Annotated in this window: 17 protein-coding genes; 11 read left to right on the top strand and 6 right to left on the bottom strand. The window is 54.4% G+C overall.

Translation table 11 applies throughout. From position 1 onward, the window contains the following. Positions 1–172: 172 nt before the first annotated feature. Positions 173–2,536: a helix-turn-helix domain-containing protein gene (locus tag U9O48_RS11115; RefSeq protein WP_285144519.1), complete on the bottom strand. Its 2,364-nt coding sequence runs from the start codon at positions 2,534–2,536 to the stop codon at positions 173–175. 198 nt (positions 2,537–2,734) lie between these two features. Between U9O48_RS11115 and U9O48_RS11120 the strand changes: the two genes are divergently transcribed. From U9O48_RS11120 to U9O48_RS11140, 5 genes are all read left to right on the top strand, one after another. Next, positions 2,735–3,904, top strand: a complete 1,170-nt coding sequence (locus U9O48_RS11120; protein WP_285144518.1) for a M20 aminoacylase family protein — start codon at positions 2,735–2,737, stop codon at positions 3,902–3,904. 29 nt (positions 3,905–3,933) lie between these two features. Further along, positions 3,934–5,331: an MFS transporter gene (locus U9O48_RS11125; RefSeq protein ID WP_416382219.1), complete on the top strand. Its 1,398-nt coding sequence runs from the start codon at positions 3,934–3,936 to the stop codon at positions 5,329–5,331. A 147-nt stretch (positions 5,332–5,478) separates the two neighbouring features. Then, positions 5,479–5,754 carry a metal/formaldehyde-sensitive transcriptional repressor gene (locus U9O48_RS11130; protein WP_032610935.1) on the top strand — a complete coding sequence of 92 codons (276 nt, stop codon included), beginning with the start codon at positions 5,479–5,481 and terminating at the stop codon, positions 5,752–5,754. A 29-nt stretch (positions 5,755–5,783) separates the two neighbouring features. Then, positions 5,784–6,902, top strand: a complete 1,119-nt coding sequence (locus tag U9O48_RS11135) for an S-(hydroxymethyl)glutathione dehydrogenase/class III alcohol dehydrogenase (RefSeq protein WP_282493132.1) — start codon at positions 5,784–5,786, stop codon at positions 6,900–6,902. Positions 6,903–7,062: 160 nt separating this feature from the next. Beyond that, entirely contained in the window at positions 7,063–8,754 is a 1,692-nt protein-coding gene (locus tag U9O48_RS11140) for a methyl-accepting chemotaxis protein (protein WP_324724327.1), read from the top strand. Positions 8,755–8,877: 123 nt separating this feature from the next. Here U9O48_RS11140 and U9O48_RS11145 read toward each other — a convergent pair whose 3' ends face one another. Together U9O48_RS11145 and U9O48_RS11150 are read right to left on the bottom strand one after the other, a co-directional pair. After that, complete coding sequence (locus U9O48_RS11145; RefSeq protein ID WP_324724328.1) at positions 8,878–11,262, bottom strand: membrane-bound PQQ-dependent dehydrogenase, glucose/quinate/shikimate family; 2,385 nt, start codon at positions 11,260–11,262, stop codon at positions 8,878–8,880. Positions 11,263–11,549: 287 nt separating this feature from the next. Beyond that, complete coding sequence (locus tag U9O48_RS11150; RefSeq protein ID WP_324724329.1) at positions 11,550–12,473, bottom strand: LysR substrate-binding domain-containing protein; 924 nt, start codon at positions 12,471–12,473, stop codon at positions 11,550–11,552. 277 nt (positions 12,474–12,750) lie between these two features. Between U9O48_RS11150 and U9O48_RS11155 the strand changes: the two genes are divergently transcribed. After that, on the top strand, positions 12,751–14,094 hold the full coding sequence (locus U9O48_RS11155) for a VOC family protein (protein ID WP_324724330.1): 1,344 nt from the start codon (positions 12,751–12,753) through the stop codon (positions 14,092–14,094). 42 nt (positions 14,095–14,136) lie between these two features. Beyond that, the gene (locus U9O48_RS11160) at positions 14,137–15,645 is read left to right on the top strand and encodes a carboxylesterase/lipase family protein (RefSeq protein WP_285144511.1); all 1,509 of its coding nucleotides are present in this window, start codon (positions 14,137–14,139) and stop codon (positions 15,643–15,645) included. Here U9O48_RS11160 and U9O48_RS11165 read toward each other — a convergent pair. Both U9O48_RS11165 and ompC read right to left on the bottom strand, forming a co-directional pair. Then, complete coding sequence (locus U9O48_RS11165) at positions 15,608–16,474, bottom strand: LysR substrate-binding domain-containing protein (protein WP_285144510.1); 867 nt, start codon at positions 16,472–16,474, stop codon at positions 15,608–15,610. The two genes, U9O48_RS11160 and U9O48_RS11165, sit on opposite strands and share 38 nt — an antisense overlap. A 113-nt stretch (positions 16,475–16,587) precedes the next feature. Next, entirely contained in the window at positions 16,588–17,724 is a 1,137-nt protein-coding gene (ompC, locus tag U9O48_RS11170) for a porin OmpC (RefSeq protein ID WP_285144509.1), read from the bottom strand. Between the two features lie 438 nt (positions 17,725–18,162). On the opposite strand from ompC, the gene U9O48_RS11175 reads away from it, so the two are divergent. The 4 genes from U9O48_RS11175 to rimL all read left to right on the top strand — a co-directional run bounded on the left by U9O48_RS11175 (position 18,163) and on the right by rimL (position 22,616). Beyond that, complete coding sequence (locus tag U9O48_RS11175) at positions 18,163–19,332, top strand: pyridoxal phosphate-dependent aminotransferase (protein ID WP_285144807.1); 1,170 nt, start codon at positions 18,163–18,165, stop codon at positions 19,330–19,332. A gap of 11 nt (positions 19,333–19,343) precedes the next feature. Continuing rightward, positions 19,344–20,117 (top strand): ABC transporter substrate-binding protein, encoded by a 774-nt coding sequence (locus U9O48_RS11180; RefSeq protein ID WP_285144508.1) that lies wholly within the window; start codon positions 19,344–19,346, stop codon positions 20,115–20,117. A gap of 247 nt (positions 20,118–20,364) precedes the next feature. Then, positions 20,365–22,020, top strand: coding sequence for a glucan biosynthesis protein D (locus U9O48_RS11185; protein ID WP_285144507.1), 1,656 nt, complete (start codon positions 20,365–20,367; stop codon positions 22,018–22,020). A gap of 47 nt (positions 22,021–22,067) precedes the next feature. Then, positions 22,068–22,616 carry a 50S ribosomal protein L7/L12-serine acetyltransferase gene (gene rimL / locus U9O48_RS11190; protein ID WP_285144506.1) on the top strand — a complete coding sequence of 183 codons (549 nt, stop codon included), beginning with the start codon at positions 22,068–22,070 and terminating at the stop codon, positions 22,614–22,616. On the opposite strand, the gene ydcK is transcribed toward rimL, so the two are convergent. After that, on the bottom strand, positions 22,611–23,591 hold the full coding sequence (gene ydcK / locus U9O48_RS11195) for a YdcK family protein (RefSeq protein WP_285144505.1): 981 nt from the start codon (positions 23,589–23,591) through the stop codon (positions 22,611–22,613). The genes rimL and ydcK overlap by 6 nt on opposite strands. Between the last annotated feature and the right edge of the window lie 105 nt (positions 23,592–23,696).

The raw sequence follows: 23,696 nt of genomic DNA on the forward strand, positions 1-23,696 counted from the left end.
CCTGATGATTTGCTTTAAGTCTGTTTAATTTCAATGATGAATATATCCATGACAAACACAGGGTGACAGATTATAAATGCACTATCCAACGGACAGGGTGTATTCAAATCTGCAGTGCTGTGTGTTTACGGGACCTGACCGATGTCGGCAGGTCCTGGATTTTCCTGGCGACCTATGGCGTAGTAATTCTATTGATCTCAAATAGACAGAGCGCGTTGACATCCATTTCGACACAGATCTTCCAGCAGGTATTGATATTTTCATCATAGAGATGCAGATCGGGTGAAGAATGAAGGTCAATAAACTGCATGACTTCACTGTCGCGGCCATAACGGGTTGGCTGGCATTCGAATTGATGAAAGAGCGCGCCGTGCTGTTGGTCAAAGAGATGCCGTTTAATCTGGTACGTGCCAGGCTCCATCCCAGATATCGTCACGCTGAGCTGTTTGCGAAAGCCCTTCATAAGATGCTCCTGTAGCGACAGACAGGGATTAAACGTCACGCTATTTGTCAGCAGCACCCGATACCCCTGACCCTCGCGGGTCACCAGATAGTTTTCCCCCTTTGCCGCGACCGCACCCGTAAGCCGCTCGCGCAGTCGCAGTACGTGAAACATCGGGCGACGGGTGGGACCGACAAAAAAGAGCGAAAGGCTGCTGGTGTCGATGTGCTTCTCTTCCCGCATTTCATGCTGCACCTCTGAATTAATCCAGAAGCCGACACAAGTCACGTGTTCCGTTAGCGAAAGCAGAGTGTTCATTAGCAAGGCTCCGCGAAAAAATGCACCATTGGTCTGACGCGTATCGCCTGTCAGTGTGTTCCAGGTTTCCAGGAACAATGGCGTTGTCAGGCCATTCTTGTTGAGCTGTTCGACGATTGTTAATGCCTGGCGCTGAACGAAAAATTCGGTGTCCGCCATATCCTCTTTCCCGAATCCTTTACGACGGATCTTGTCGTTGGCGTTGGCCGAAAACCCCAGGAAATCGATCTGCTTTGCAAGGTTGCTCGCAAAGAAAGGGATTTCAGCCATCGCTTTTTTCTCATGGGGAAAAGGGTAATAAATGCCGGTTTGCATCCGGGGCAAAATCGCTTTTAGCGCGTTACGTAGCCGCAGGAACCGGGTTTCGGACTCCTCAGGATAATCCACGTTCGGGTGGTAGCTCAGCGCCCAACTGCTGACATAATCCTCACCAAACAGGGTCATGTTGTGCGCGATAAAATCGAGGAATCGAATGGATATCGTGCGCATTTCCTCTTCCGTCGCCTGAAAGTGGAGGCTGATCAGCAGTGCAACACCCTGCTGTCTGAGAAACGCTACGGCGGTATCGGCGCAAGCGTAGTGTGAAAAAGAGGGCCAGGGTTCATCCGTCAGTAAGTGTGTCGGCAGGGTTTTCTCAGCAAAGATCTGATCAACCTGGATGTATTTCAGCGGCATTTGCTGGCGGGCGCTGATGATCTGCTGTTGTACCGTGCTTTTGAGCAGCTCTTCAAGATGGCCCACTTTTGCCATATAGACCGGATGTGGCAGAGGGGCGGTGGTATCTCTTTTTTCGCCCAGGGTGATGGTAACCTTTTCCGTGGTCATCTGTTCAATATCGACCATCTGCTCGTGTGTGCTCATACTGCTCGCCAGTAGAGACAGGAGTTCTGCTGGATGTACCTCGCCAAAGCGTGGCGGGCGTGTCGCTGGCGCTTGTTTGGGCAGGTCATAAATCACGTGAGCCGGTGATTTGCCCGCGCGAGACAACGCGCGGTACTGATGGGGGGTCATGGCATATTTGGATTTAAACAGGGCGGTAAAATGGCGCGTATCGCTAAAGCCATTCTCTTCCACAATTTGATAGAGCGGCTTTTGGCTTCTGGACAGTGCCTCAATACAGAACATAAAACGCAACTGCGTCAGATACGTTTTAAAGCTGATGCCGACCTCACGTGAGAACAGCCGAGAAAAGTAAGCTTCGGACGTGTGGTTTATTTTAGCCAGTAAGGAAAGGGATAAGGGTTTGTTGTAATTCTCCTGCAGGTAAATCAACGTATTTTCAATTCGGGATGAGTAGCCCGTTTGTGACTCTTTCTCGGCGTGAGGTTTTTTCCGCTTAAAATACATGATGAGCAAACTTAATAAACTGGAAAGCAGGGCGTTTATCTCCAGCAGTCCGGTCTCTTTGTGACTTTGTAATTTGCTGATGGCCAGTTGCGTGATAATTTCGCGTAACATTTTCAGGTGCTGATGGTTATCATCAAATTCGATGCTAAATCTGGCAGCGGCATAGTGGGTGTAGTAGCGAGAGAAATAGCGATGAGATATCGCGACTCTGACAATAATATTGTCCCCAAGGCTGGTGAGATGGTAATTCTCATATTGATTAATGAGCAACAAATCCTGCGGATTTAACGTAACCTTTTCGCGCGAAGTTTGCACCGCCACGACGCCTTTCAGCAAATAAAACAGAGTCACGCCGTCATAGCCCCGACTCTCTTCGTCGAGAATATTTACAATATCCACAGAGTAGTTTTGAAATGTCATTTTCTGCATGCTGAACCTTCCGATGTGTATTTTTCTGAACGCCGAAAACAGACGTCAAAAATGAGTGCATCATTTTTTAACGTGGCCGACTGGTGAGCCCGAAAGTGCGCAAATTTTGCTATCTATTGGGAAAGTAATCTCCTGTTTCGGTTTTTGGCTCGCTTTATAATACGGATATTAACCACACAGACATGAAGGAAAAATGCGATGACTGACATGATGAAAACCCTCGTAGAAAGCCAGGCAAGATATATCGCGTTAAGACATCAATTACATAGCCATCCCGAAATCGGTCTGGAGGAGTATCACACCAGCGATCTGGTTGCAGAGAAATTGAGCTCCTGGGGCTATAAGGTGAATCGAGGACTTGCCCAGACCGGCGTGGTAGGGAGTCTGACGGTCGGAGACGGAAAAAAAGTGCTGGGATTGCGGGCTGATATGGACGCGTTGCCGATGCAGGAGCAGAGCGGTAAAGCCTGGGCCAGCAGTGAGGCAGGGAAATTTCATGGCTGCGGGCACGACGGACACACCACGATCCTGCTTTGTGCCGCAGAATATCTGGCCAAAACCCGCAATTTTAACGGCACCCTTAATCTGATTTTCCAGCCAGGTGAAGAGTTGCTTTATGGCGGACGAGTCATGCTGGACGACGGTCTGTTTGCAACATTTCCCTGTGATGCCATTTTCGCGCTGCATAATATGCCTGGCCTGAAGAAAGGCACTTTCCATTTCAAAAAAGGGCCGATGATGGCCTCTTCAGACACCATCGTCATTGACGTCAACGGCGTGGGCGGCCACGGTGCGTATCCTGAAAAGACCATTGATGCAGGGATGATTGCGTGTTACATCGCCGTGGCTTTGCAGACGATCGTCTCGCGTAATGTGGTGCCTTTCCAGCCCGCAGTGGTCACTGTTGGCAGTATCCAGTCAGGGCTTGCGCCGAATATTATCAATGAACATGCCCGGCTTCAGCTGAGCGTGCGCGCGCTAAATGCGGATGTTCGCCGCTTGATGGTGGAAAGGATCACCGAAATTGCACAAGGACAGGCGAAGAGCTTTGGTGCGACGGTCAAAGTCGACCATGTCAATGGCTGCCCGGAGTTGGTCAATGGCCGCGAGGCGACCGATTTTGCCATTAGCGTGGCGAAAGAATTAATGGACCCGTCGATGATCTGCGAGGATACCCACGCGATGATGGGAAGCGAAGACTTCGCCTTTATGCTCGAACGAAACCCCAACGGCAGCTATTTGATGATCGGTGCTGGCGATGAACCGGATCTCTGCCCGGTACACCACCCTGGGTTTGATTTTAATGACGAACTCATCATTCCTGGCGCTCGCTATTGGTGCACGTTAGCCGAGAAGTTCCTCAAGTAACCCCCATCCATCTATGGCGAGATATGATTATGTCTTCAATAGGATACAACGTCACTCAGGTACAATTTAAAGGGAATGATCGCCTGACACTGGGTATTGTGTTAGGTGTATTAACGTTCTGGCTATTTGCTCAATCTATGATGAATATTGCCCCTGCTATTCAACAGGACATTAATATTCCGTCAGCCTCATTAAATCTGGCCATCAGTCTGACTTCACTCTTATCGGGCTGTTTTATTGTGGTGGCCGGTGCTGTCGCAGATAAAATTGGCCGGGTCAAAATGACTTATATTGGGTTTGTTTTAAGTATTGTGGGCTGTTTGCTTATTATTTTCGCCAGCAACACGGTGATTTTTGCCGCTGGAAGAGTGGTTCAGGGGCTTTCCGGAGCCTGTATTATGCCCGCCACGCTGGCGTTGATGAAGACCTATTATGAGGGAAAGGCGCGTCAGCGAGCATTGAGCTTCTGGTCTATTGGTTCGTGGGGCGGTTCGGGCATCTGCTCACTGTTTGGCGGGGCGGTTGCGACATCGATGGGCTGGAAATGGATATTTATTTTTTCGATTATTTGCGCCTTAGTGGGGATGTTGTTAATTCACGGTACGCCAGAAAGTAAAGTTGTCGAGAAGGGGAGACATCGCTTCGACTATTTAGGCCTGTGCGCATTTGTGGTAATGCTCATCTCTCTTAACCTGATCATTACTAAAGGCAGTACTCTGGGCTGGAAAAGTCAGCCGATGCTGATCTTGTTTGCCGTATTTGTGGTGTCAGCGATTGTATTTGGCAAAGAGAGTTATTTTAAAAGGCAGAACGGGTTTATCGATTTGTCTTTGTTTAAAAATAAACCTTATGCGGCGGCAACGTTTTCTAACTTTATGCTTAACGCAGCGGCGGGAACGCTATTGGTGGCGAGTTTGTACGTTCAGCAAATTCGGGGATTTACGGCTTTTCAGTCCGGTATGCTGACCATTGGTTATTTGATTGCGGTACTGGCGATGATCAGAGTGGGAGAAAAATTGCTGCAAAAAATCGGTGCCAAAAAACCTATGCTGTTAGGGAGTTTTATGACGGGAATTGGCATTGCTTTAATGGCGCTCACCTATTTATCAAACACAGCGTACGTCGTAGCTGTGCTGCTGGGCTACATCCTGTTTGGTCTGGGCCTCGGATTTTATGCCACGCCCTCCACGGACACTGCTATTTCTAATGCGCCAGCGGATAAAGTCGGCATTGCCTCCGGGATATACAAAATGGCCAGCTCTCTGGGCGGCGCATTCGGAGTGGCTATTTCTGCTTCTGTCTATACGGCGCTGCTCTCCTCTGGTGGCGCGACGGCAGCGACAATCGGCCTGCTGGTCAACGTGTTGTTTTGCCTGCTGTCGTTTATCGCGGTCCTCATTATGGTACCGAGGAATGCCGGGAAGTAGACTGTAACCGGTAGTATGATTGTCGACAAAAACCTGGCTGCTGACGGCCAGGTTTTTACCGTTTATATATCGGACCCATCATTCAGATTTTCATCTCGAAGATAAATCGGCTACTATACCCCCCTACAGTATATTTAAGGAGGGCGCATGCCACATTCACCCGAAGACAAAAAACGTGTTTTGACTCGCGTGCGCCGCATCCGGGGGCAGGTCGATGCCCTGGAACGTGCGCTGGAGTCCGGCGAACCCTGTCTTGCCATCCTGCAGCAAATCGCGGCGGTTCGCGGTGCGGCGAACGGTTTGATGGGCGAGATGGTTGAAATTCACCTCAAAGATGAGCTGGTGACGGGCGAAACCACCGCCGACCAGCGCGCGGTTCGCATGGCGGAAGTCGGTCATTTGCTACGCTCTTATCTAAAATAAAACACTGGCATCACATAAAGGAAAGCAATATGAAATCACGTGCAGCTGTCGCATTTGGCCCCGGCCAGCCGTTGAAAATCGTCGAAATCGACGTCGCGCCGCCGAAGAAAGGCGAAGTGCTGATCAAAATTACCCATACCGGCGTGTGCCACACTGATGCATTTACCCTCTCCGGTGATGATCCTGAGGGCGTCTTCCCGGCGGTGCTGGGCCATGAAGGCGGTGGCGTCGTGGTGGAAGTGGGCGAAGGCGTCACCAGCCTTAAGCCGGGCGACCATGTTATCCCGCTGTATACGGCAGAATGTGGCGAGTGTAAGTTCTGTAAATCCGGCAAAACCAACCTCTGCCAGGCGGTTCGCGCCACGCAGGGTAAAGGCCTGATGCCGGACGGCACCACCCGTTTCTCTTACAACGGCGAGCCGATTTACCACTACATGGGCACCAGCACCTTCAGCGAATATACCGTCTGTGCGGAAATCTCGCTGGCGAAAGTGAACCCACAGGCACCGCTGGATAAAGTCTGTCTGCTGGGTTGCGGCGTGACCACCGGTATCGGTGCGGTGCACAACACGGCGAAAGTGAAAGAGGGCGACACCGTGGCGGTGTTTGGTCTTGGCGGGATCGGTCTGGCGGTGATCCAGGGCGCGGTGCAGGCAAAAGCCGGGCGTATTCTGGCCGTCGACACTAACCCGGAGAAATTCAAACTGGCCGGTGAAATGGGCGCGACCGACTTCATCAACCCGAAAGACTACGACAAACCGGTGCAGGACGTGATTGTTGAACTGACCGACGGCGGCGTGGACTTCAGCTTTGAATGTATCGGCAACGTGAATGTTATGCGTTCCGCGCTGGAATGCTGCCATAAAGGCTGGGGTGAGAGCATCATCATCGGTGTGGCCGGTGCGGGCCAGGAGATCAAAACCCGTCCGTTCCAGCTGGTGACCGGACGCGTCTGGCGCGGGTCTGCATTTGGTGGCGTAAAAGGGCGCACTCAGCTGCCGGGCATGGTAGAAGATGCGATGGTTGGGAAAATCAATCTCGACCCGTTCATTACCCACCGTCTGCCGCTGGAGCAGATCAACGAAGCCTTCGATCTGATGCACGAAGGGAAGTCGATTCGCACCGTCATACATTTCGGCAGCAACTAATTATTCTGCCAGCGGTTTTTGCCGCTGGCACTTCCTGCATATTCTTCTCTAAAGTGTGACCTGTCTGGCGATTTTAGCCGTAATCAAATTTCGTCGCGTGCCGATGACTCTTTTACAGGCGTGTGTTTCACGCATTTACCTATAAAGAGAGTCGACGGTCATGGACAACAACAAAACGATGCGCAGCCCGCAAACGCTGAGCTTCCTGCATCATATCCGGCTGGTTCCGCTGTTTTCCTCAATTCTCGGTGGCATCATTTTGTTATTCGCGATGAGTTCGGGCCTGGCGGGGTATTTCCTGCTGCAGGCTGATACGGACCTGCAGGATGTCACGTCAGAAATTCAGGTGCGCACGGGGTTATCGAATAGCTCGAACCATTTGCGTACCGCCCGAATTAATATGATCCATGCCGGTGCGGCCAGCCGTATCGCCGAGATGGACGCGATGAAGCAAAACATCGCCGAAGCCGAAACCCGCATTAAGCAGTCGCAGGAGGGTTTTGCCGCCTACATGAAACGTCCGGTGCGTACCCCTGCCGACGAAGCGCTGGACGGTGAACTCAAAACCCGCTTTGACGCCTATATCACCGGCCTGCAGCCGATGCTCAAATATGCCAAAAACGGCATGTTCGAAGCCATCATCAACCATGAGAACGAGTCCGCGCGTCCGCTGGATGATGCGTACAATGAAGTGCTGCTGAAGGCGATTAAGATCCGTACCGATCGCGCCAATGCCCTGACGACTCAGGCGCACAAGCGTACCCAGCTCGGCCTGATGTTTATGGTCGGGGCTTTTGCGCTGGCGTTGCTGTTGACTGCCATGACCTTTGTCGTCTTGCGCCGCACGGTGATTCATCCGCTGCAACGCGCTGCCCGTCGCATCGAGCAGATTGCGAAGGGGGATTTGACCATGGCTGACGACCTGACCGGGCGCAGCGAAATCGGGCGTTTGACCCGCGATCTGCAAACCATGCAGCACTCGCTGGTGAACACCGTCGGCACCGTTCGTGAGGGCGCGGAACAGATTTATCGTGGTACCAGCGAGATTTCCGCCGGTAACACCGATCTCTCTTCACGCACCGAGCAGCAGGCGGCCGCCATCGAGCAGACCGCCGCCAGCATGGAAGAGCTGACCGCCACCGTGAAGCAAAACGCCGATAACGCCCATCACGCGAGCAAACTGGCGGAAGACGCCTCCGGCAAAGCCAGCCGCGGCGGCCAGATGGTCTCCGGCGTGGTGAAAACCATGAGCAATATTTCGACCAGCTCGAAGAAAATCTCTGAAATCACCGCGGTGATTAACAGCATCGCTTTCCAGACCAACATCCTGGCGCTGAACGCCGCCGTGGAAGCGGCGCGCGCGGGCGAACAGGGGCGCGGATTTGCGGTGGTTGCCAGCGAAGTGCGCACCCTGGCAAGCCGCAGTGCCAACGCGGCGAAAGAGATCGAAGGGCTGATTCATGAATCCGTCAGCCTTATCGACCAGGGTTCAGGCGAAGTGGTTGCCGCCGGTAACACCATGAATGAAATCGTCGAAGCGGTTAAGCGCGTGACGGACATCATGCTGGAGATCGCGGCGGCGTCTGACGAGCAGAGCCGGGGTATCGTCCAGGTGAGCCAGGCGATTTCTGAGATGGATAAAGTGACCCAGCAGAACGCCTCGCTGGTGGAGGAAGCCTCTGCGGCGGCGGCATCATTGGAAGAACAGGGCGCGCGTCTGACAGAAGCTGTGGGTGCGTTTCGTCTGAATGGGGTAGCGGCAGGGCGCGGGAGTAAGAGTGCGCCAGTGGCTCAGCCAGCGCCATTGCGCCAGGCAGTGGTGACCGGTGGGGATAACTGGGAAACGTTCTGAGTGGGTGAAAGTCGGGTGGCGGCTGCGCCTTACCCGACCTACAAAATACGAGACCGTAGGCCCGTGCAAGCGTAGCGCCGCCGGGCAAAAAAGGGGCCAATCGGCCCCTTTTGCATTAGATCGTTACGCCTTATCTGGCAGGGCGTAGGCGATAATGTAATCGCCGCGATCCGGCGACTGGCGCGCGCCACCCGCGTTGATAATGATGTACTGTTTCCCGGTTTTCGGGGAGACGTAAGTCATCGGACCGGACTGGCTGCCCACCGGCAGACGGTCTTTCCAGATCTCTTTCCCTGTCGCAGTATCAAACGCGCGCAGGTAGAAATCCTGAGTGCCCGCGAAGAACAGCAGACCAGACTGAGTTGAAAGCGACGCGCCCAGGGTTGGCATGCCGATTGGGATTGGCATGTGCATACGAATGCCCAGCGGACCCGTGTCTTCAACGGTACCGACCGGAACCTGCCACACCAGTTTGCCACTTTTCAGATCCACGGCGGACATGGTGCCGAACGGTGGTTTCTGGCATGGAATGCCCAGCGGAGAGAGGAAGCGCTCGCGCATGGCGCCGAACGGTGTCCCGTCCATCGGTACGATACCCATCTCGATCCCGCTCGCGTTTTTAGCCACGTTAGCGCGCGGCACCATGTAGTTCGCCAGGCCCAGACGCATATCGTTGACGAACATCAGACCGTTGTTCGGATCAACCGACACGCTGCCCCAGTTCATCCCGCCCAGAGAGCCAGGGAACTGCAGAGAACGGTCCAGACCCGGTGGGGTGAAGACACCCTGATGACGCATCTCTTTAAACTGGATACGGCACAGCAGCAGATCGACCGGTGTCGCGCCCCACATATCGGATTCGGTCAGCGTCTGGTTGCCAATCATCGGCATGCCAACGGAATACGGCTGCGTCGGGGAGTAACGTTCACCTTCAATGTTGCCCGCCGGGACAGGGCGCTCTTCCACTTTCGCCACCGGTTTACCGGTTTCACGGTTGAGCATAAAGATCATGCCCTGTTTGCTGGTTTGCACCAGCACCGGCGTGGTGCCGCCTTTGCCGTCTGGCAGATCGTACAGCAGCGGCTGGGAAGGCAGGTCAAAGTCCCACAGATCGTGGTGGGTGGTCTGGAAATGCCAGCGCACCTGACCGGTGGTGGCGTCGACGGCCACAATTGAGGAGCTGTACTTATCGTCCAGCGCGGTACGTTCGCCTGCGTAGAAATCTGGCGTCGCGTTGCCGGTCGGAAGATAGATCAGGTTCAGTTTGGCGTCGTAAGACATCGCAGACCAGACGTTCGGCGTACCGCGCGTATAGGTCTGACCTTCCGGCGGCAGGCCGGTCAGTTCAGGGTTGCCTGGATCCCAGGCCCACGCCAGTTTACCGGTGTGAACGTCATAGGCACGCACCACGCCCGGCGGTTCACCGGTGGAGAAGTTATCCGCCACACGGCCACCAACGACCACCACATTCCCCGCCACCAGCGGCGTCGAGGTTTGCTGGTAGTAGCCTGGCTTGATTTCACCCATACCAACGCTGAGATCGACAATACCGCGATCGCCGAAATCTTCGCAGACTTTACCGGTATCGGCGTTGATGGCGATCAGACGCGCATCGGTGGTCGGCAGGAACAGACGACGGGAGCAGGCGGCAGGTTGAGATTCGGTTTGTGACGTTGTCACGACACTGTGATCTTCAAAGAAGCCCAGCCCACGGCAGCGCTGCCAGTTGGGTGCGGTGGCTTTGGAATCGTAGCGCCATTTCTCTTTGCCGGAATCGACGTCCAGGGCCAGCACTTTACTGTACGGCGTGCAGACAAACAGGGTGTCGCCGATCTGCAGCGGGGTGTTCTGGTCTTCTGCACCGGAGCCGTTGCTCACCGGGATATCACCCGTGTGTGCGGTCCATGCCACTTTCAGCTCACCGATATTCTGCTTGTTGATCTGGTCAAGCGCAGCAAAACGGTCGCCGTGGGTCGTGTTGCCCCAGTGCTCCCAGTTTTTCTGCTCTTCGCCTGGCGCGACGGGTTTCACCGGCACCGCTTCATTAGCGGCCACCAGGGTTTGCGGCTTAAACATCCAGCCGAAGCTTACCAGCATGGCGACGGCCAGCAGCGCGGCCAGGGCAAATGCCGGTTTGGTGTTAGCCGGTTGACGGCTGTTTGCCGCGCGCAGGAACGGCCAGACGATGGCACACAGGAAGGCCAGCACGGCGAGGGTAAACAGGCGCGAGAAGAGCGGCCAGAAATCCCAGCCAGCATCGCTAACCGCCCAGAACAGGGAAGCGACAAACGCGATAGCATAAAGGACGATACCGCTGGTGCGATTCGTCAGGATTAAAAAGGCGGAGACCAACATCACCACGCCCATGATCAGGAAGTACCAGGTGCCGCCTACGGTGGCGAGCTTCAGGCCCAGTCCGCCGATCGCCAGTCCGATGAGTGCCATCAGGACGACCAGGAGCCACTGCAGAAGTCTTGGGACCCCGCGTGGCGCGCTGCCAAATGCCATGTCTATCTCCTTAAAGACCTCGTATTCACTCCACAGCAAGGATGTTTTGCCTGTACCAAATGGGTAATTGAATACGGATTTAATGATGATTTATACGATGAATACCGTTTGTACGGCTTTTAAACCCACTGAGTGAAAGAGGGTGTGAACCATTTGGTGAATTCGCGGCTATGATAAATCTGTTAAATTGTTTTGCGCAATTGTTAATAAATAATTTCGCATTATTTGATTAAACAGACGAAAAACCCGTCAGGTTGACGGGTTTGAAGGAAGACGAAGAAAAGATCTTAGCCTGGCATCGACTTGCGGATCGCGCTCAGGAGCGACTGCGCGCCGGAAGAGAGCTGCGTGTCGACGCGAGTCAAAATGCCGATAGGCTCACCGGCCCCAGGAGAGGCAATCGGCAGAGAGGTGAGCGAGCCCTGGCGCAGATCTTCTTTTACCGCACCGGACGGCACAAACCAGACGTAGTCATAGTCCACCGTCAGCTGACGCGATAGCGACGCCGAAAGGGTTTCGATGCACCCGGACGGCAGCTTGCAGCCCTGCATTTGCAGCATCACTTCAGCGTTATGGCGCGGGGCGGTGCCTTTCGGCGATACCACCACCGGCCACTCCATCACCCGGCTCAGTGTCACCGTATCGTGAAGCAGCGGATGATTCGGGCGAACCACCAGTTTCAGCGATTCCAGGAACAAGAGTTCATAATTCAGGCCGCCCATCAGCTCAGGATCGGACATGCGCCCGATCCCCAGATCCAGCTCGCCCGACTTTAATCCCGCCAGCAGCATGGTGTTGCTCATGGTCGCCACCTGCAGGGTGGTGTTTTTTTGCTGCTTATGAAACTGCCCAATAGCCGCAGGCAAAATGCCGAGCGCTGCCGTGGGCAGGGCACCCACGCGCACCACGTCGCCGGGATGATCGTCTTTACGATTCAGCGCCTGACCGGCGGTATTCAGGGCATCCAGTACTTTGACGGCATGGGTCAGAAACTGCTCGCCGACTAAGGTCAGCTGCGCGCCAAGACGCCCGCGATCGAAAAGACGAGTTCCGGTCAGTTGTTCCAGTTCGTTCAGCGTTTTTGAAAGGGCCGGCTGGCTAAGATTAAGAGTTTCAGCCGCACGCCCCAGCGTTCCCTGTTGAGCGACGGCCACAAAAGTGTGCAGATGGCGCAAGCGTATGCGCTGACTAAACAAACCATTTTTTTCCATGATGCGATGTTATGAAGATAGCCATGGGAGTGACAAGGAAAGATGTTTAATTTTGATAACCTGATAGCAAAATATTTTTAACATTTGATCTATTTGAGTTACAAGAAAATTTTCACAGGCGGACGATGCATTCCTCTTATGACGTTTCGTGATAATCAGTGACAAAAAGCGCAGGGAATAACCACTTGCCTGTCAGGATCACAAATCGCAAATTCTTCCCCCCAACGAGGACGGCCTTCTCTACACTCCAGGTAATATTCACTGGAGGCATGACATCATGGCGAACACCATCACGGCTGATGACATTCGGGAACACTTTTCGCAGGCTATGTCAGGGATGTACCAGCAGGAAGTTCCGCAGTACGGCACATTGCTGGAGCTGGTTGCGGATGTGAATCTGGCGGTACTGGAAAACAACCCGCACTTACATGAACAACTCGCCAACGCCGATGAGCTGGCGCGTTTGAATGTCGAGCGCCACGGGGCGATCCGCGTGGGCAGTGCGCAGGAACTCTCTACGCTGCGGCGGATGTTTGCCATTATGGGCATGTATCCCGTCAGCTATTACGATCTCTCCCAGGCAGGCGTCCCGGTGCACTCCACGGCGTTTCGCCCTATCGATGACGCCGCGCTGTCCCGCAATCCGTTCCGCGTTTTCACCTCGCTGCTGCGCATGGAGCTTATCGAGAACGTGGATATGCGCAAACGCGCGACGGAAATCCTCGCCCAGCGCAATATCTTCACGCCGCGTTGCCTGGAGCTGATCGCGCTGCATGAGTCGGAAGGGCACTTTACTGAAACGCAGGCGCGCGAGTTTGTTCGTGAAGCGCTGGAAACCTTCCGCTGGCATCGCCACGCCACCGTCGATCAGGAAACCTATTTGGCGCTGCACAATGAACATCGTCTGATCGCCGACGTGGTCTGCTTCCGCGGCTGCCATATCAATCATCTTACGCCGCGCACCTTAGATATCGACCGGGTGCAGGAGCTGATGCCGAAGTACGGCATTGAACCGAAGATTTTGATCGAAGGCCCGCCGCGTCGTGAGGTGCCGATTTTACTGCGTCAGACCAGTTTTAAAGCGCTGGAAGAGCCGGTGCTGTTTGCCGGAGAACATAAAGGCACGCACACGGCGCGCTTTGGCGAGATCGAGCAGCGTGGGGTGGCACTCACACCGAAAGGCCGAGAACTTTATGATCGGCTGCTTACCGAAGCAGGCACCGGCAGGGACAATCTGACCCATCAGCTGCATCTGCGTGAAGTGTTCCAGACCTTCCCGGACAGCGAAATGTTCCTCCGCCGTCAGGAGCTGGCCTATTTCCGCTACCGTCTGACGCCTGCGGGCGAGGCGCATCGGCAGGCATTTCGTCCGGGCGACGATCCGCAGCCGCTGATTGAGCGCGGCTGGGTCGTGGCGCAGCCGATCACCTATGAAGATTTTCTGCCGGTGAGTGCGGCGGGGATTTTCCAGTCGAATCTGGGGAATGAAACCCAGACGCGGAGCCACGGGAATTCCAGTCGGGAAGCATTTGAAACCGCGCTCGGCTGCCCGGTGTACGACGAGTTTGAGCTCTATCAGCAGGCGGAAGACCGCAGTAAACGGCGTTGCGGTTTGCTCTGAAATCGCTACTCTGCTGGGGTGTGATGGAAAAAGAAGGTGATTATGGAACATTCCACTCCCCCGGTGGTGACGACGCGCCAGGGTGCGCTCTGCGGTTTTACGGATGAAGATATTCATGTCTGGTGCGGTATTCCCTATGCCGCACCGCCCGTCGGCGCACTGCGCTGGCGATCGCCGCAACCTCCTGAACCCTGGGACGGTATTCGTCTGGCCGATACGATATCGGCATCCAGCTGGCAAAACAGCGACTACTGCCGGGAACTGGGCGGGGGCGACCCTGGGGGGTTCTCGGAGGATTGTCTCTATCTCAACGTCTGGTCTCCCGCAAAACGCAATGCGCAGCTGCCGGTGATGGTCTGGCTACACGGCGGCGGGTTTACGATCGGCGCGGGCGGATTGCCACCGTACAATGGTAAGGCGCTGGCGCAACGGGACGTGGTTGTCGTGACCATCAACTATCGTCTGGGCCATCTCGGTTTCTTCGCCCATCCAGCGCTCGCCGGTGAAGAAGCGTCGGTTGTGCATAATTTTGCGCTCTACGATCAAATCTCGGCCCTCAACTGGGTGCGCGACAACATTGCCGCGTTTGGCGGCGATCCGGATAACGTGACCTTGTTCGGTGAGTCTGCCGGGGCGCGCAGCGTGCTGTCATTGCTCGCGTCTCCGCTGGCAAAAGGGCTGTTTCATAAGGCGATTGTCCAGAGCGGCTACACGCTGCCCGATACTCCACGCGAGCAGGCGTTGCAAAAAGGTGAGGCGCTGGCGGCGCATTTTGGTATTGAGAATGCCACGGCAGAACAGCTGCGGGCGATCCCGGCGGACGCCTTCTGGTGCATGGCTGCACCCCTGAACATCGCGCCGACGCCGATTGTTGGCGACAGCGTGTTGCCGGAGCCGATGCTGGATGTGTTCTTTGCCGCCCGCCAGCACCCTGTGCCGCTGATGATTGGCTCTAACAGCGACGAAGCCAGCGTGATGGCGGTGTTTGGCATCGATCTCGCCGGGCAAATTCAGAAGCTGCGCCGCGAACGGCGATTGGGTCTGGGACTGATCAAGCTGCTTTATCCTGGTGTGAAGGGCGACGAAGAGCTGGGGCGGCAGGTGTGCCGCGATATGGCGTTCACCACCATGGGATTTGTGGTGATGCAGGCCCAGCAGCGCGTCGGCGAGCCCTGCTGGCGCTACTGGTTTGATTATGTCGCGGAAGCGGAACACGATACCTATCTCAACGGCGCGTGGCACGGGAATGAAGTGCCGTATGTTTTTGATACGCTGGGGAACATTGAGCCTTCACGCCAGTATGTGAACGAGCGCGATCTGGCGTTTGCCGCGCAGGTGGCGGATTACTGGGTCAACTTTGCCCGTCATGCGAGCCGAACCTGCGATGCGCTACAGGGCCCGACGCGCTGGCCTGCCTGTCGTAAAGGGCGGGACGTGTTGCTGCGTATCGGTTTGAATAAACATGCAGGTTTTCGGCTGGAAAACCGCTTTATGCGCGCCCGAATGAGCCTGTTTAAACGGGTGATGAAGCACCATGTGAGTCTTGATTGAGCAAACATGCGCGAAACGCGGCCAGCCCGGCGGCTTTCGCGCGCGATTCCCGTAAAACCAGACGGTAGCTGGCCCCGGTTTTGACGCTGGTATCAAAAGGACGCGCGAGACGTCCGGCACGAATATCCTCTTCGACCAGCGTTTCATCTGCAATCGCCACGCCCAGCCCCTGCATCGCGGCGGTGATCGCCAAATCCATAGTGTCGAAATGCTGATTTCTCTGCATCGTCAGGGCGAGTTCAGCCTGTCTGGAGAGCCAAAGCGACCAGTCCGTTTTGTCCCGAGTAGGGTGAAGAAAGGTCAGGGTTTCCAGCGGGGCATTCAATCGTAGTGGGCTCATCACCGGCGTTAGCGCCTCCTCAAACAGCAGATCGCCCGCATTTAAATGGGTGCCGAACACGATCGCCGCGTCGTAGGATTCGGTTTTGAAGTTCACCGTGTGATCGGTAGAGGTAGTGAGCGCAATTTGCAGCTCGGGCTGTTCGCGCTCGACCTGTAGCAGCCGCGGGACCAGCCAGCGCATGGCACAGGTCGGGACTTTCAGGCGCACGACCGTTTGCTGCGCGCGCGCCTGCTCGGCCACCGTTAACAGATGTTCGAACGCGGCCTGCAGGTCAGGCAGCAGGGCGCTTCCCTGTGAGGAAAGTCTCAAACCACGTGCGTGGCGCTCAAAAAGCGGGAAGCCGAACCAGCTTTCCAGAGTGGCAATTTTCCGGCTCACGGCTCCCTGAGTCAGGCACAGCTCTTTTGCCGCATGGGTGAGATTCAGATGACGGGCGGTGACCAGAAAGGCGTCTACAGCATTGTGTGGGAAGGTACGGCGCGACATAAACTCTCCAGGCATGCGTTTTTATCATGTCGTCCATCACACATGAGCTGGCGGAGTCTGTCAATCGGCGAAAAAAAACCCGCCGGGTGGCGGGTTTTTCATGATGCGTAGAATTAGAACTGGTAAACCAGACCCAAGGCTACGATATCGTCTGTAGAGATGCCAGCATCTTTATAGAACTGATCGTCGTTGTCCAGCAGGTTGATTTTATAATCAACGTAGGTGGACATGTTTTTGTTGAAGTAATAGGTTGCGCCAATGTCAGCATATTTAACCAGATCTTTATCTGTGTTATTGCCGTTATAGCCCAGGTCCTTACCTTTAGACTGCAGGTAAGAAATCGCAGGACGCAGACCGAAGTCGAACTGGTATTGTGCAGTCACTTCGAAGTTCTGAGTTTTGTTGGCGATACCGCCATTATCATCGCTACCGTAAATGGTCATGTTACGGGTTTCAGAATACATGGTTGCCAGGTAGACATTGTTCGCGTCGTATTTCAGACCTGCGGTCCATGCGTCTGCTTTATCGCCACCAGCATATTGGTTATTTTGTGCGCGACCAGCATTAACCTGGTCATTCGTACGGTCTGAAGAAGAGTAAGCCGCACCCGCGCTGAAGCCCATGCCGAAATCATAGGTTGAAGAGATACCGAAACCGTCACCGTTTTGTTTACGGAAACTACGACCACTGTTATTGGTACCTTCGTTATCGTTGTTGCCATTTTCGTTGTTACCCTGATACTGCAGGGCAAAATTCAGGCCATCAACCATACCAAAGAAGTTAGTGTTACGGTAGGTGGCTACTCCGTTGGTACGGCTGGTCATATAGACATCAGACTGTGCCCAAGTATCGCCACCGAATTCTGGCAGCATATCGGTCCAGCCTTCTACGTCGTACAGAACGCCGTAGTTACGACCGTAGTCGAATGAACCGTAATCACCCACTTTCAGGCCCGCGAATGCCAGACGGGTAAAGGCGGTGTTTTGGTCTTCGGTGCTGTTACCCATGACCTGGTATTCCCACTGACCGAAACCAACCAGCTGATCGTTAATCTGAGTTTCGCCTTTGAAACCCAGACGAGCATAAGTCTGATCACCGTCTTTAGAGGCGTCATCAGAGAAATAGTGCAGACCATCGACTTTGCCGTAAAGGTCAAGTTTGTTACCGTCTTTGTTATAAACTTCAGCTGAGTGAGCTGCACCTGCTGCCAGAAGCGCAGGAATGACCAGTGCCAATACTTTTCTATTCATTTTTTCATTCCTTAGAAAGGTTTTTATTATGATTTGAGATGAACTTTTGCCCATAACAAGAATCGGAGGAATCGTAATATTGTTTCGAATGCGGCGGCAATTAATATGAATCGGTAAAATGTTAATATTTACGTCAAAAGTTACGCATTGAAACCTTAATTATATTGAGTGATATATTTCGTTTATTTATTCATGGCGTTTATTTGTTTTTAATTAACAGTGGTGAATATTTGTTCTTGTTTTTATATTTCAGGGGACGTCATTTGATATTTGTGATCGCTGATTGAGTTTTTAAGCAAAAAATCAAAGTGTCTCTTTTACCCTCAAAAACGTACAAGTTATGCATTTTCGTCATGGCTACTATGACAACAATTCGGTTGTCCCCGCGGTGTCCTTCTTGTTGAATAGTTATGCAATATCCACGCAAAAGGATTGATGATGACTCTGCATACGCCCGTGCAAACCCGTTCAAAACTGCCTGACGTTGGCACGACGATTTTTACCGTGATTGGCCAACTCTCCGCTCAACATAACGCCATCAATCTTTCTCAGGGAGCGCCCAACTTTTCCTGCGATCCTAAACTTATCGCGGGCGTCACGCGGGCGATGGAAGCGGGGCATAACCAGTATGCCGCGATGACAGGCCTGCAGCCGCTCAAAGAGCGCATCGTCGATAAAATTGCCACGCTGTATGGCACCCGCTACGACGCCAGCAGCGAAGTCCTGATCACCGCCAGCGCCAGCGAAGGGCTCTATTCAGCCATCAGTGGGCTGGTGCATCCCGGTGATGAAGTTATCTATTTTGAACCCTCTTTCGACAGCTACGCGCCGATTGTCCGCTTGCAGGGCGCGACGCCTGTGGCGATTAAACTCACGGTGCCAGATTTTGCCGTCGACTGGGACGAAGTCCGCGCTGCGGTCACACCCCGCACCCGCATGATCATCATTAACACGCCGCACAACCCGAGCGGGCAGGTCTTTTCTGCACAAGACCTGGAACAGCTGGCGGCGATCACCCGCCAGACTGACATCATTATTTTGTCTGATGAAGTGTACGAACACGTGGTGTTTGACGGACAGCCGCATCACGGCATGGCCACGCATCCGCAGCTGGCGGAGCGTAGCGTGATCATCTCATCATTTGGAAAAACCTATCATGTCACCGGCTGGCGCGTAGGGTATTGTGTGGCTCCCGCTGAGCTGATGGACGAAATCTGCAAAGTGCATCAATTTCTGATGTTTTCTGCCGATACTCCAATGCAGTACGCCTTTGCGGAGCACATGGCCGATCCGCAAACCTGGCTGTCGCTGTCGGCGTTTTACCAGCGCAAGCGCGATCTTCTGCAAAATTTACTGGCGGAATCGCCCTTCCGTCTGCTGCCGAGCGCCGGGTCGTTCTTCCTGCTGGCTGATTACAGTCATTTCAGCGACGAAAGCGACAGCGAGATGGTTAAACGTCTGATCGTCGATTCCGGTGTGGCAACCATTCCGCTGTCGGCGTTTTATACGGACGGAACAGATAACAAATTGATCCGCCTCTCTTTTGCCAAAGACGAGGCAACATTACGGGCAGGTGCGCAGGCCCTGTGTCGGGTTAAACCACGCTAAGGAGTGTTGAGATGAAATTTAACGCATTAGTTGTCGGCATGGGATTGCTGTGTTCATTTTCTTCCTTTGCTGCGACCGAGCTGCGCTATGGCCTGGAAGCGGAGTATCCGCCGTTTGAAAGCCGCAATGCGTCGGGAGAACTGGAAGGTTTTGATATCGATCTGGGTAAGGCGATCTGTAAAGCTGCCGAACTGAAATGCAGCTGGGTTGAGACCTCCTTTGACGCGTTGATCCCGGGCTTAATGGCGAAGAAATTTGACGCCATTAACTCGGCGATGAACATCACCGATCAGCGCCGTCAGAGCATTGACTTCACCCAGCCGATCTACCGTATTCCTTCCCAACTGGTGGGCAAAGAAGGGAGCGGCGTTGAAGCGACGCCGGAAGGGTTAAAAGGCAAAACCATCGGTGTTCTGCAGGGTTCCATCCAGGAAACCTATGCCAAAGAGCACTGGGAGAAGCACGGTGTCACCGTGGTGTCTTATAAAGATCAGAATATGGCCTGGGGTGACTTGCTAAATGGTCGTATCGACGCCTCGCTGGTGATGTCAGCGGCCGGGCAGGCAGGTTTCCTCAGTAAGCCGCAGGGGAAAGGATTTGGCTTTATTGGCAAACCAGTGTCGGACGACACTATCCTCGGTAGCGGGATCGGCTTCGGGCTGCGTAAAGGTGATGAGGCCACCAAAAAACAGCTCGATACGGCCATTGAGAAAGTCCGCGCTGACGGAACGATCGACCAGCTTGCGAAGAAATACTTCCCGGGTATCGATGTCAGCGTAAAATAATAATATTGCGCCTGATTTGCCCCTGATGCAGATGTCCTTCAGGGGCTTTTTATTTTTGATGCATACATAACTTTACCGTCAATTCAGCCCATTCCCCTCGACAGAAAATATTTCTCGCTTTGCTCAGATTATCGCCGCTCAACAATTGGATTCTTAACCGTTTTTGTTTAGGCTGTGCGTTCTTTCTTGCCGTCGTTTCGCTGCGTGCGAAACTCATTCACACGACCATAAGGACGTTTTCTCAGGCATGAATCGCAGACGTTTTTTAAAAGGCTCGCTGGCCATGGCTGCCCTGAGCGGTACCGCTGGACTCTCATCGCTCTTTTCCCGTGCAGCCTTTGCTGCCGAGTCGGACATTGCCGACGGTCAGAGCCGTCGTTTTGACTTCTCTGTCCTGCAATCCATGGCGCACGATCTGGCGCAAACGCCGTGGGGCGGCGCGCCGCGTCCGTTGCCCAATACGCTGGCGACCATGACGCCGCAGGCCTACAACGCCATCAAATACGACGAAAAACAGTCCCTGTGGAACAATATCGAAGACCGTCAGTTAGACGTGCAGTTCTTCCATATGGGGATGGGTTTCCGCCGCCGTGTGCGTATGTTCTCCCTCGATTCTGCGACGTCCCAGGCGCGTGAGATCCACTTCCGCCCGGAGCTATTTAGCTACAACGATACGGATGTCGACACCAAACAGCTGCAGGGGCAGAGCGACTTAGGCTTTGCCGGTTTCCGCGCTTTTAAAGCGCCAGAGCTGGCGCGTCGCGACATCGTCTCCTTCCTCGGGGCCAGTTATTTCCGTGCCGTGGATGATACTTATCAGTACGGCCTGTCCGCGCGCGGCCTGGCGATTGATACCTTTACCGATACGCCGGAAGAGTTCCCGGATTTCACCTCGTTCTGGTTCGAAACCGTCAAGCCGAACGACACCACCTTTACCGTCTATGCGCTGCTCGACAGCCCAAGCATCACCGGTGCCTATAAGTTCGTGATCCACTGCGAGAAGAGCCAGGTGATCATGGAGGTGGATAACCACCTGTATGCGCGCAAAGACATCAAGCAGCTCGGCATTTCGCCGATGACCAGTATGTTCAGCTGCGGTAATAACGAACGCCGCATGTGCGACACCATTCATCCACAAATCCACGACTCCGATCGCCTGGCGATGTGGCGCGGTAACGGGGAGTGGATCTGCCGTCCGCTGAATAACCCGCAAAAACTGCAGTTCAACGCTTTCCAGGATAAAAACCCGAAAGGCTTTGGCCTGCTGCAGCTGGACCGCGACTTCTCCCACTATCAGGACATCATGGGCTGGTACAACAAGCGTCCAAGCCTGTGGGTCGAGCCGCGCAATCAGTGGGGCAAGGGTAGCGTCGGCCTGATGGAGATCCCGACCACCGGCGAAACCCTGGATAACGTGGTCTGCTTCTGGCAGCCGGAAAAACCGGTCAAAGCGGGCGACGAGCTGGACTTCAAATATCGTCTTTACTGGAGCGCGCAGCCGCCGGTTCGCTCGCCGCTGGCGAACGTCTTTGCGACCCGCACCGGCATGGGCGGTTTCCCGGAAGGCTGGGCACCGGGCGAAAACTACCCGAAAGTGTGGGCGCGCCGTTTTGCCATCGACTTCGTGGGAGGCGATCTGAAAGCCGCTGCGCCGAAGGGCATCGAGCCGGTCATTACGCTCTCGAACGGCGAAGCGAAGCAGGTTGAGATCCTCTACGTCGAACCCTTCGACGGCTACCGCATTCTGTTTGACTGGTATCCAACGGACGACTCCACCGATCCGGTGGAAATGCGCATGTTCCTGCGCTGCCAGGGGGATGCGATCAGTGAAACCTGGCTGTATCAGTATTTCCCGCCTGCGCCGGATAAACGCAACTACGTTGACGACCGCGTGATGCGCTAACGCTCAAATCCCTCTCCCTTCGCGGGAGGGGGAAAATATGAGGACTCATGACCGCGACCTCCGTTGAAATCATTCCCGTTACCGACCGCATCGAACTCCGGTCCGTCGACGAGCGCTACACCAGCGAACTTCACGCCCTGGTGATAAAAAACAAAACCTGGCTGCAGACCGCCTTTGACTGGGCGCAGTATGTGGGCACGGAAGACGATACGCGCAAAAACGTGCTCAGCAATCAGATGCTGCACCAGCGCGGATACGCGAAAATGTTCCTGATTTTTCAGGATGAGACGCTGAAAGGCGTGCTGTCATTCAATTCCATCGAGCCGACAAATAAGACGGGCTATATCGGCTACTGGCTGGATAAAGGCAGTCAGCGGCAGGGTATTCTGTCGCTCTCGTTGCAGGCGTTTATGGGCTACTACGCAGAGCGCGGGGAAATTCGTCGCTTCGTCATTAAGTGCCGCGTGGCGAATATGCAGAGTAACCGCGTGGCCGTGCGCAACGGTTTTACGCTGGAAGGGTGCCTGAAAGAGGCCGAGTTTTTGAACGGCGAATTTCAGGATGTGAACACTTACGCGAAAATCATCCGCCTATAGCGCCCCGAGCAGCGGCGTGCGGGTGATGCGCTGCTGTCCGTTTATCACTTTCTCCCCGCGCAGATGAATATTGTCCCCGCCAAAGGCTTCAATCACCGCATCGTCGGTGATTTCAATTCGATGCTCGATCAGCACATCGCCGCTGATTCTGGCGCGCCCCTGAATCACCACTTTGTCGTCAATCATGATCGGGCCGCCGCGCAGCCACGCCTGGCCGCCAATCAGCACGTGATGTTTGATAATCACATTCCCCTCAACGACGGCGTTTTCGGCCACCTGCGAACTGTAGCGCAGGGTGGGAATCGCATCGTCCTCTAGGCCTGCGACCAGTCGGGCGTTACCGTAGACTTTGGCGCAGTCGCAGATCCAGACGTTGTTCACCTCATTGCCTTCGATAAGAGCGTTCTCAAATACCTCAGCGCGGTGCTCGATGAAGGCGAAATTGACCATCGCATCGCCGTATAATTGCGCCTGATGGACAATGCGGGACTGGCTGACGGTGGCGTTATCGTAGATTTTGAGCACCTGTTCGCGATCGGGCGTCATGCCAGTGGCTGCTATCACCGTACTCTCATGCAGAATGCGCGCGTTGCCGTAAAGGTGGCAGATGCCGCGCACGACGGAGGACTGAACGGTGACGTTGTCACTTAACTGTGCGCCGTGGCTCACCTGAGAACCGTCCACCCAGCTGTTGTCGCGGATGTTTGCCGCATGGCTGATCACGCAGGGCTGGGTAATGCGCGCATTATCGCAAATTTGTGCCTGGCCGAAGACGACGCTGTTCTCATCGTATACCCAGCAATTTCCGTCATGCGACAGGGCGCTTTCATCCTCCAGCCAGCCGCCTTTGGTCCCGGCGGTGACATCGCTGAAATCACGTTCGGCGATGATCTGGCGCAGGGTGACGCTGGCTTTTCCCTCTATGTTCTGAAAGTGATAAAGGCGGGTCTCGTCGCTGAGTCGGTATTTTTTCATGAGGGTCTCTCTGCTCATCGTCTTCATTAAACGTAGCAAACTTTACGCCTTCTGAAGTACTGGCAACCGAGTCTGAAACCCCTTAAACTAGCATTTCAAATATAA

It is taken from the genome of Lelliottia sp. JS-SCA-14, from assembly GCF_035593345.1.
In the GTDB taxonomy this organism is placed as follows: Bacteria; Pseudomonadota; Gammaproteobacteria; order Enterobacterales; family Enterobacteriaceae; genus Enterobacter; species Enterobacter wanjuensis.

Coding starts and splice junctions, on each gene's coding strand:
- U9O48_RS11115 (WP_285144519.1), bottom strand. CDS start 2,536: ATGCAGAAAATGACATTTCAAAACTACTCTGTGGATATTGTAAATATT.
- U9O48_RS11120 (WP_285144518.1), top strand. CDS start 2,735: ATGACTGACATGATGAAAACCCTCGTAGAAAGCCAGGCAAGATATATC.
- U9O48_RS11125 (WP_416382219.1), top strand. CDS start 3,934: ATGTCTTCAATAGGATACAACGTCACTCAGGTACAATTTAAAGGGAAT.
- U9O48_RS11130 (WP_032610935.1), top strand. CDS start 5,479: ATGCCACATTCACCCGAAGACAAAAAACGTGTTTTGACTCGCGTGCGC.
- U9O48_RS11135 (WP_282493132.1), top strand. CDS start 5,784: ATGAAATCACGTGCAGCTGTCGCATTTGGCCCCGGCCAGCCGTTGAAA.
- U9O48_RS11140 (WP_324724327.1), top strand. CDS start 7,063: ATGGACAACAACAAAACGATGCGCAGCCCGCAAACGCTGAGCTTCCTG.
- U9O48_RS11145 (WP_324724328.1), bottom strand. CDS start 11,262: ATGGCATTTGGCAGCGCGCCACGCGGGGTCCCAAGACTTCTGCAGTGG.
- U9O48_RS11150 (WP_324724329.1), bottom strand. CDS start 12,473: ATGGAAAAAAATGGTTTGTTTAGTCAGCGCATACGCTTGCGCCATCTG.
- U9O48_RS11155 (WP_324724330.1), top strand. CDS start 12,751: ATGGCGAACACCATCACGGCTGATGACATTCGGGAACACTTTTCGCAG.
- U9O48_RS11160 (WP_285144511.1), top strand. CDS start 14,137: ATGGAACATTCCACTCCCCCGGTGGTGACGACGCGCCAGGGTGCGCTC.
- U9O48_RS11165 (WP_285144510.1), bottom strand. CDS start 16,474: ATGTCGCGCCGTACCTTCCCACACAATGCTGTAGACGCCTTTCTGGTC.
- ompC (WP_285144509.1), bottom strand. CDS start 17,724: ATGAATAGAAAAGTATTGGCACTGGTCATTCCTGCGCTTCTGGCAGCA.
- U9O48_RS11175 (WP_285144807.1), top strand. CDS start 18,163: ATGACTCTGCATACGCCCGTGCAAACCCGTTCAAAACTGCCTGACGTT.
- U9O48_RS11180 (WP_285144508.1), top strand. CDS start 19,344: ATGAAATTTAACGCATTAGTTGTCGGCATGGGATTGCTGTGTTCATTT.
- U9O48_RS11185 (WP_285144507.1), top strand. CDS start 20,365: ATGAATCGCAGACGTTTTTTAAAAGGCTCGCTGGCCATGGCTGCCCTG.
- rimL (WP_285144506.1), top strand. CDS start 22,068: ATGACCGCGACCTCCGTTGAAATCATTCCCGTTACCGACCGCATCGAA.
- ydcK (WP_285144505.1), bottom strand. CDS start 23,591: ATGAAAAAATACCGACTCAGCGACGAGACCCGCCTTTATCACTTTCAG.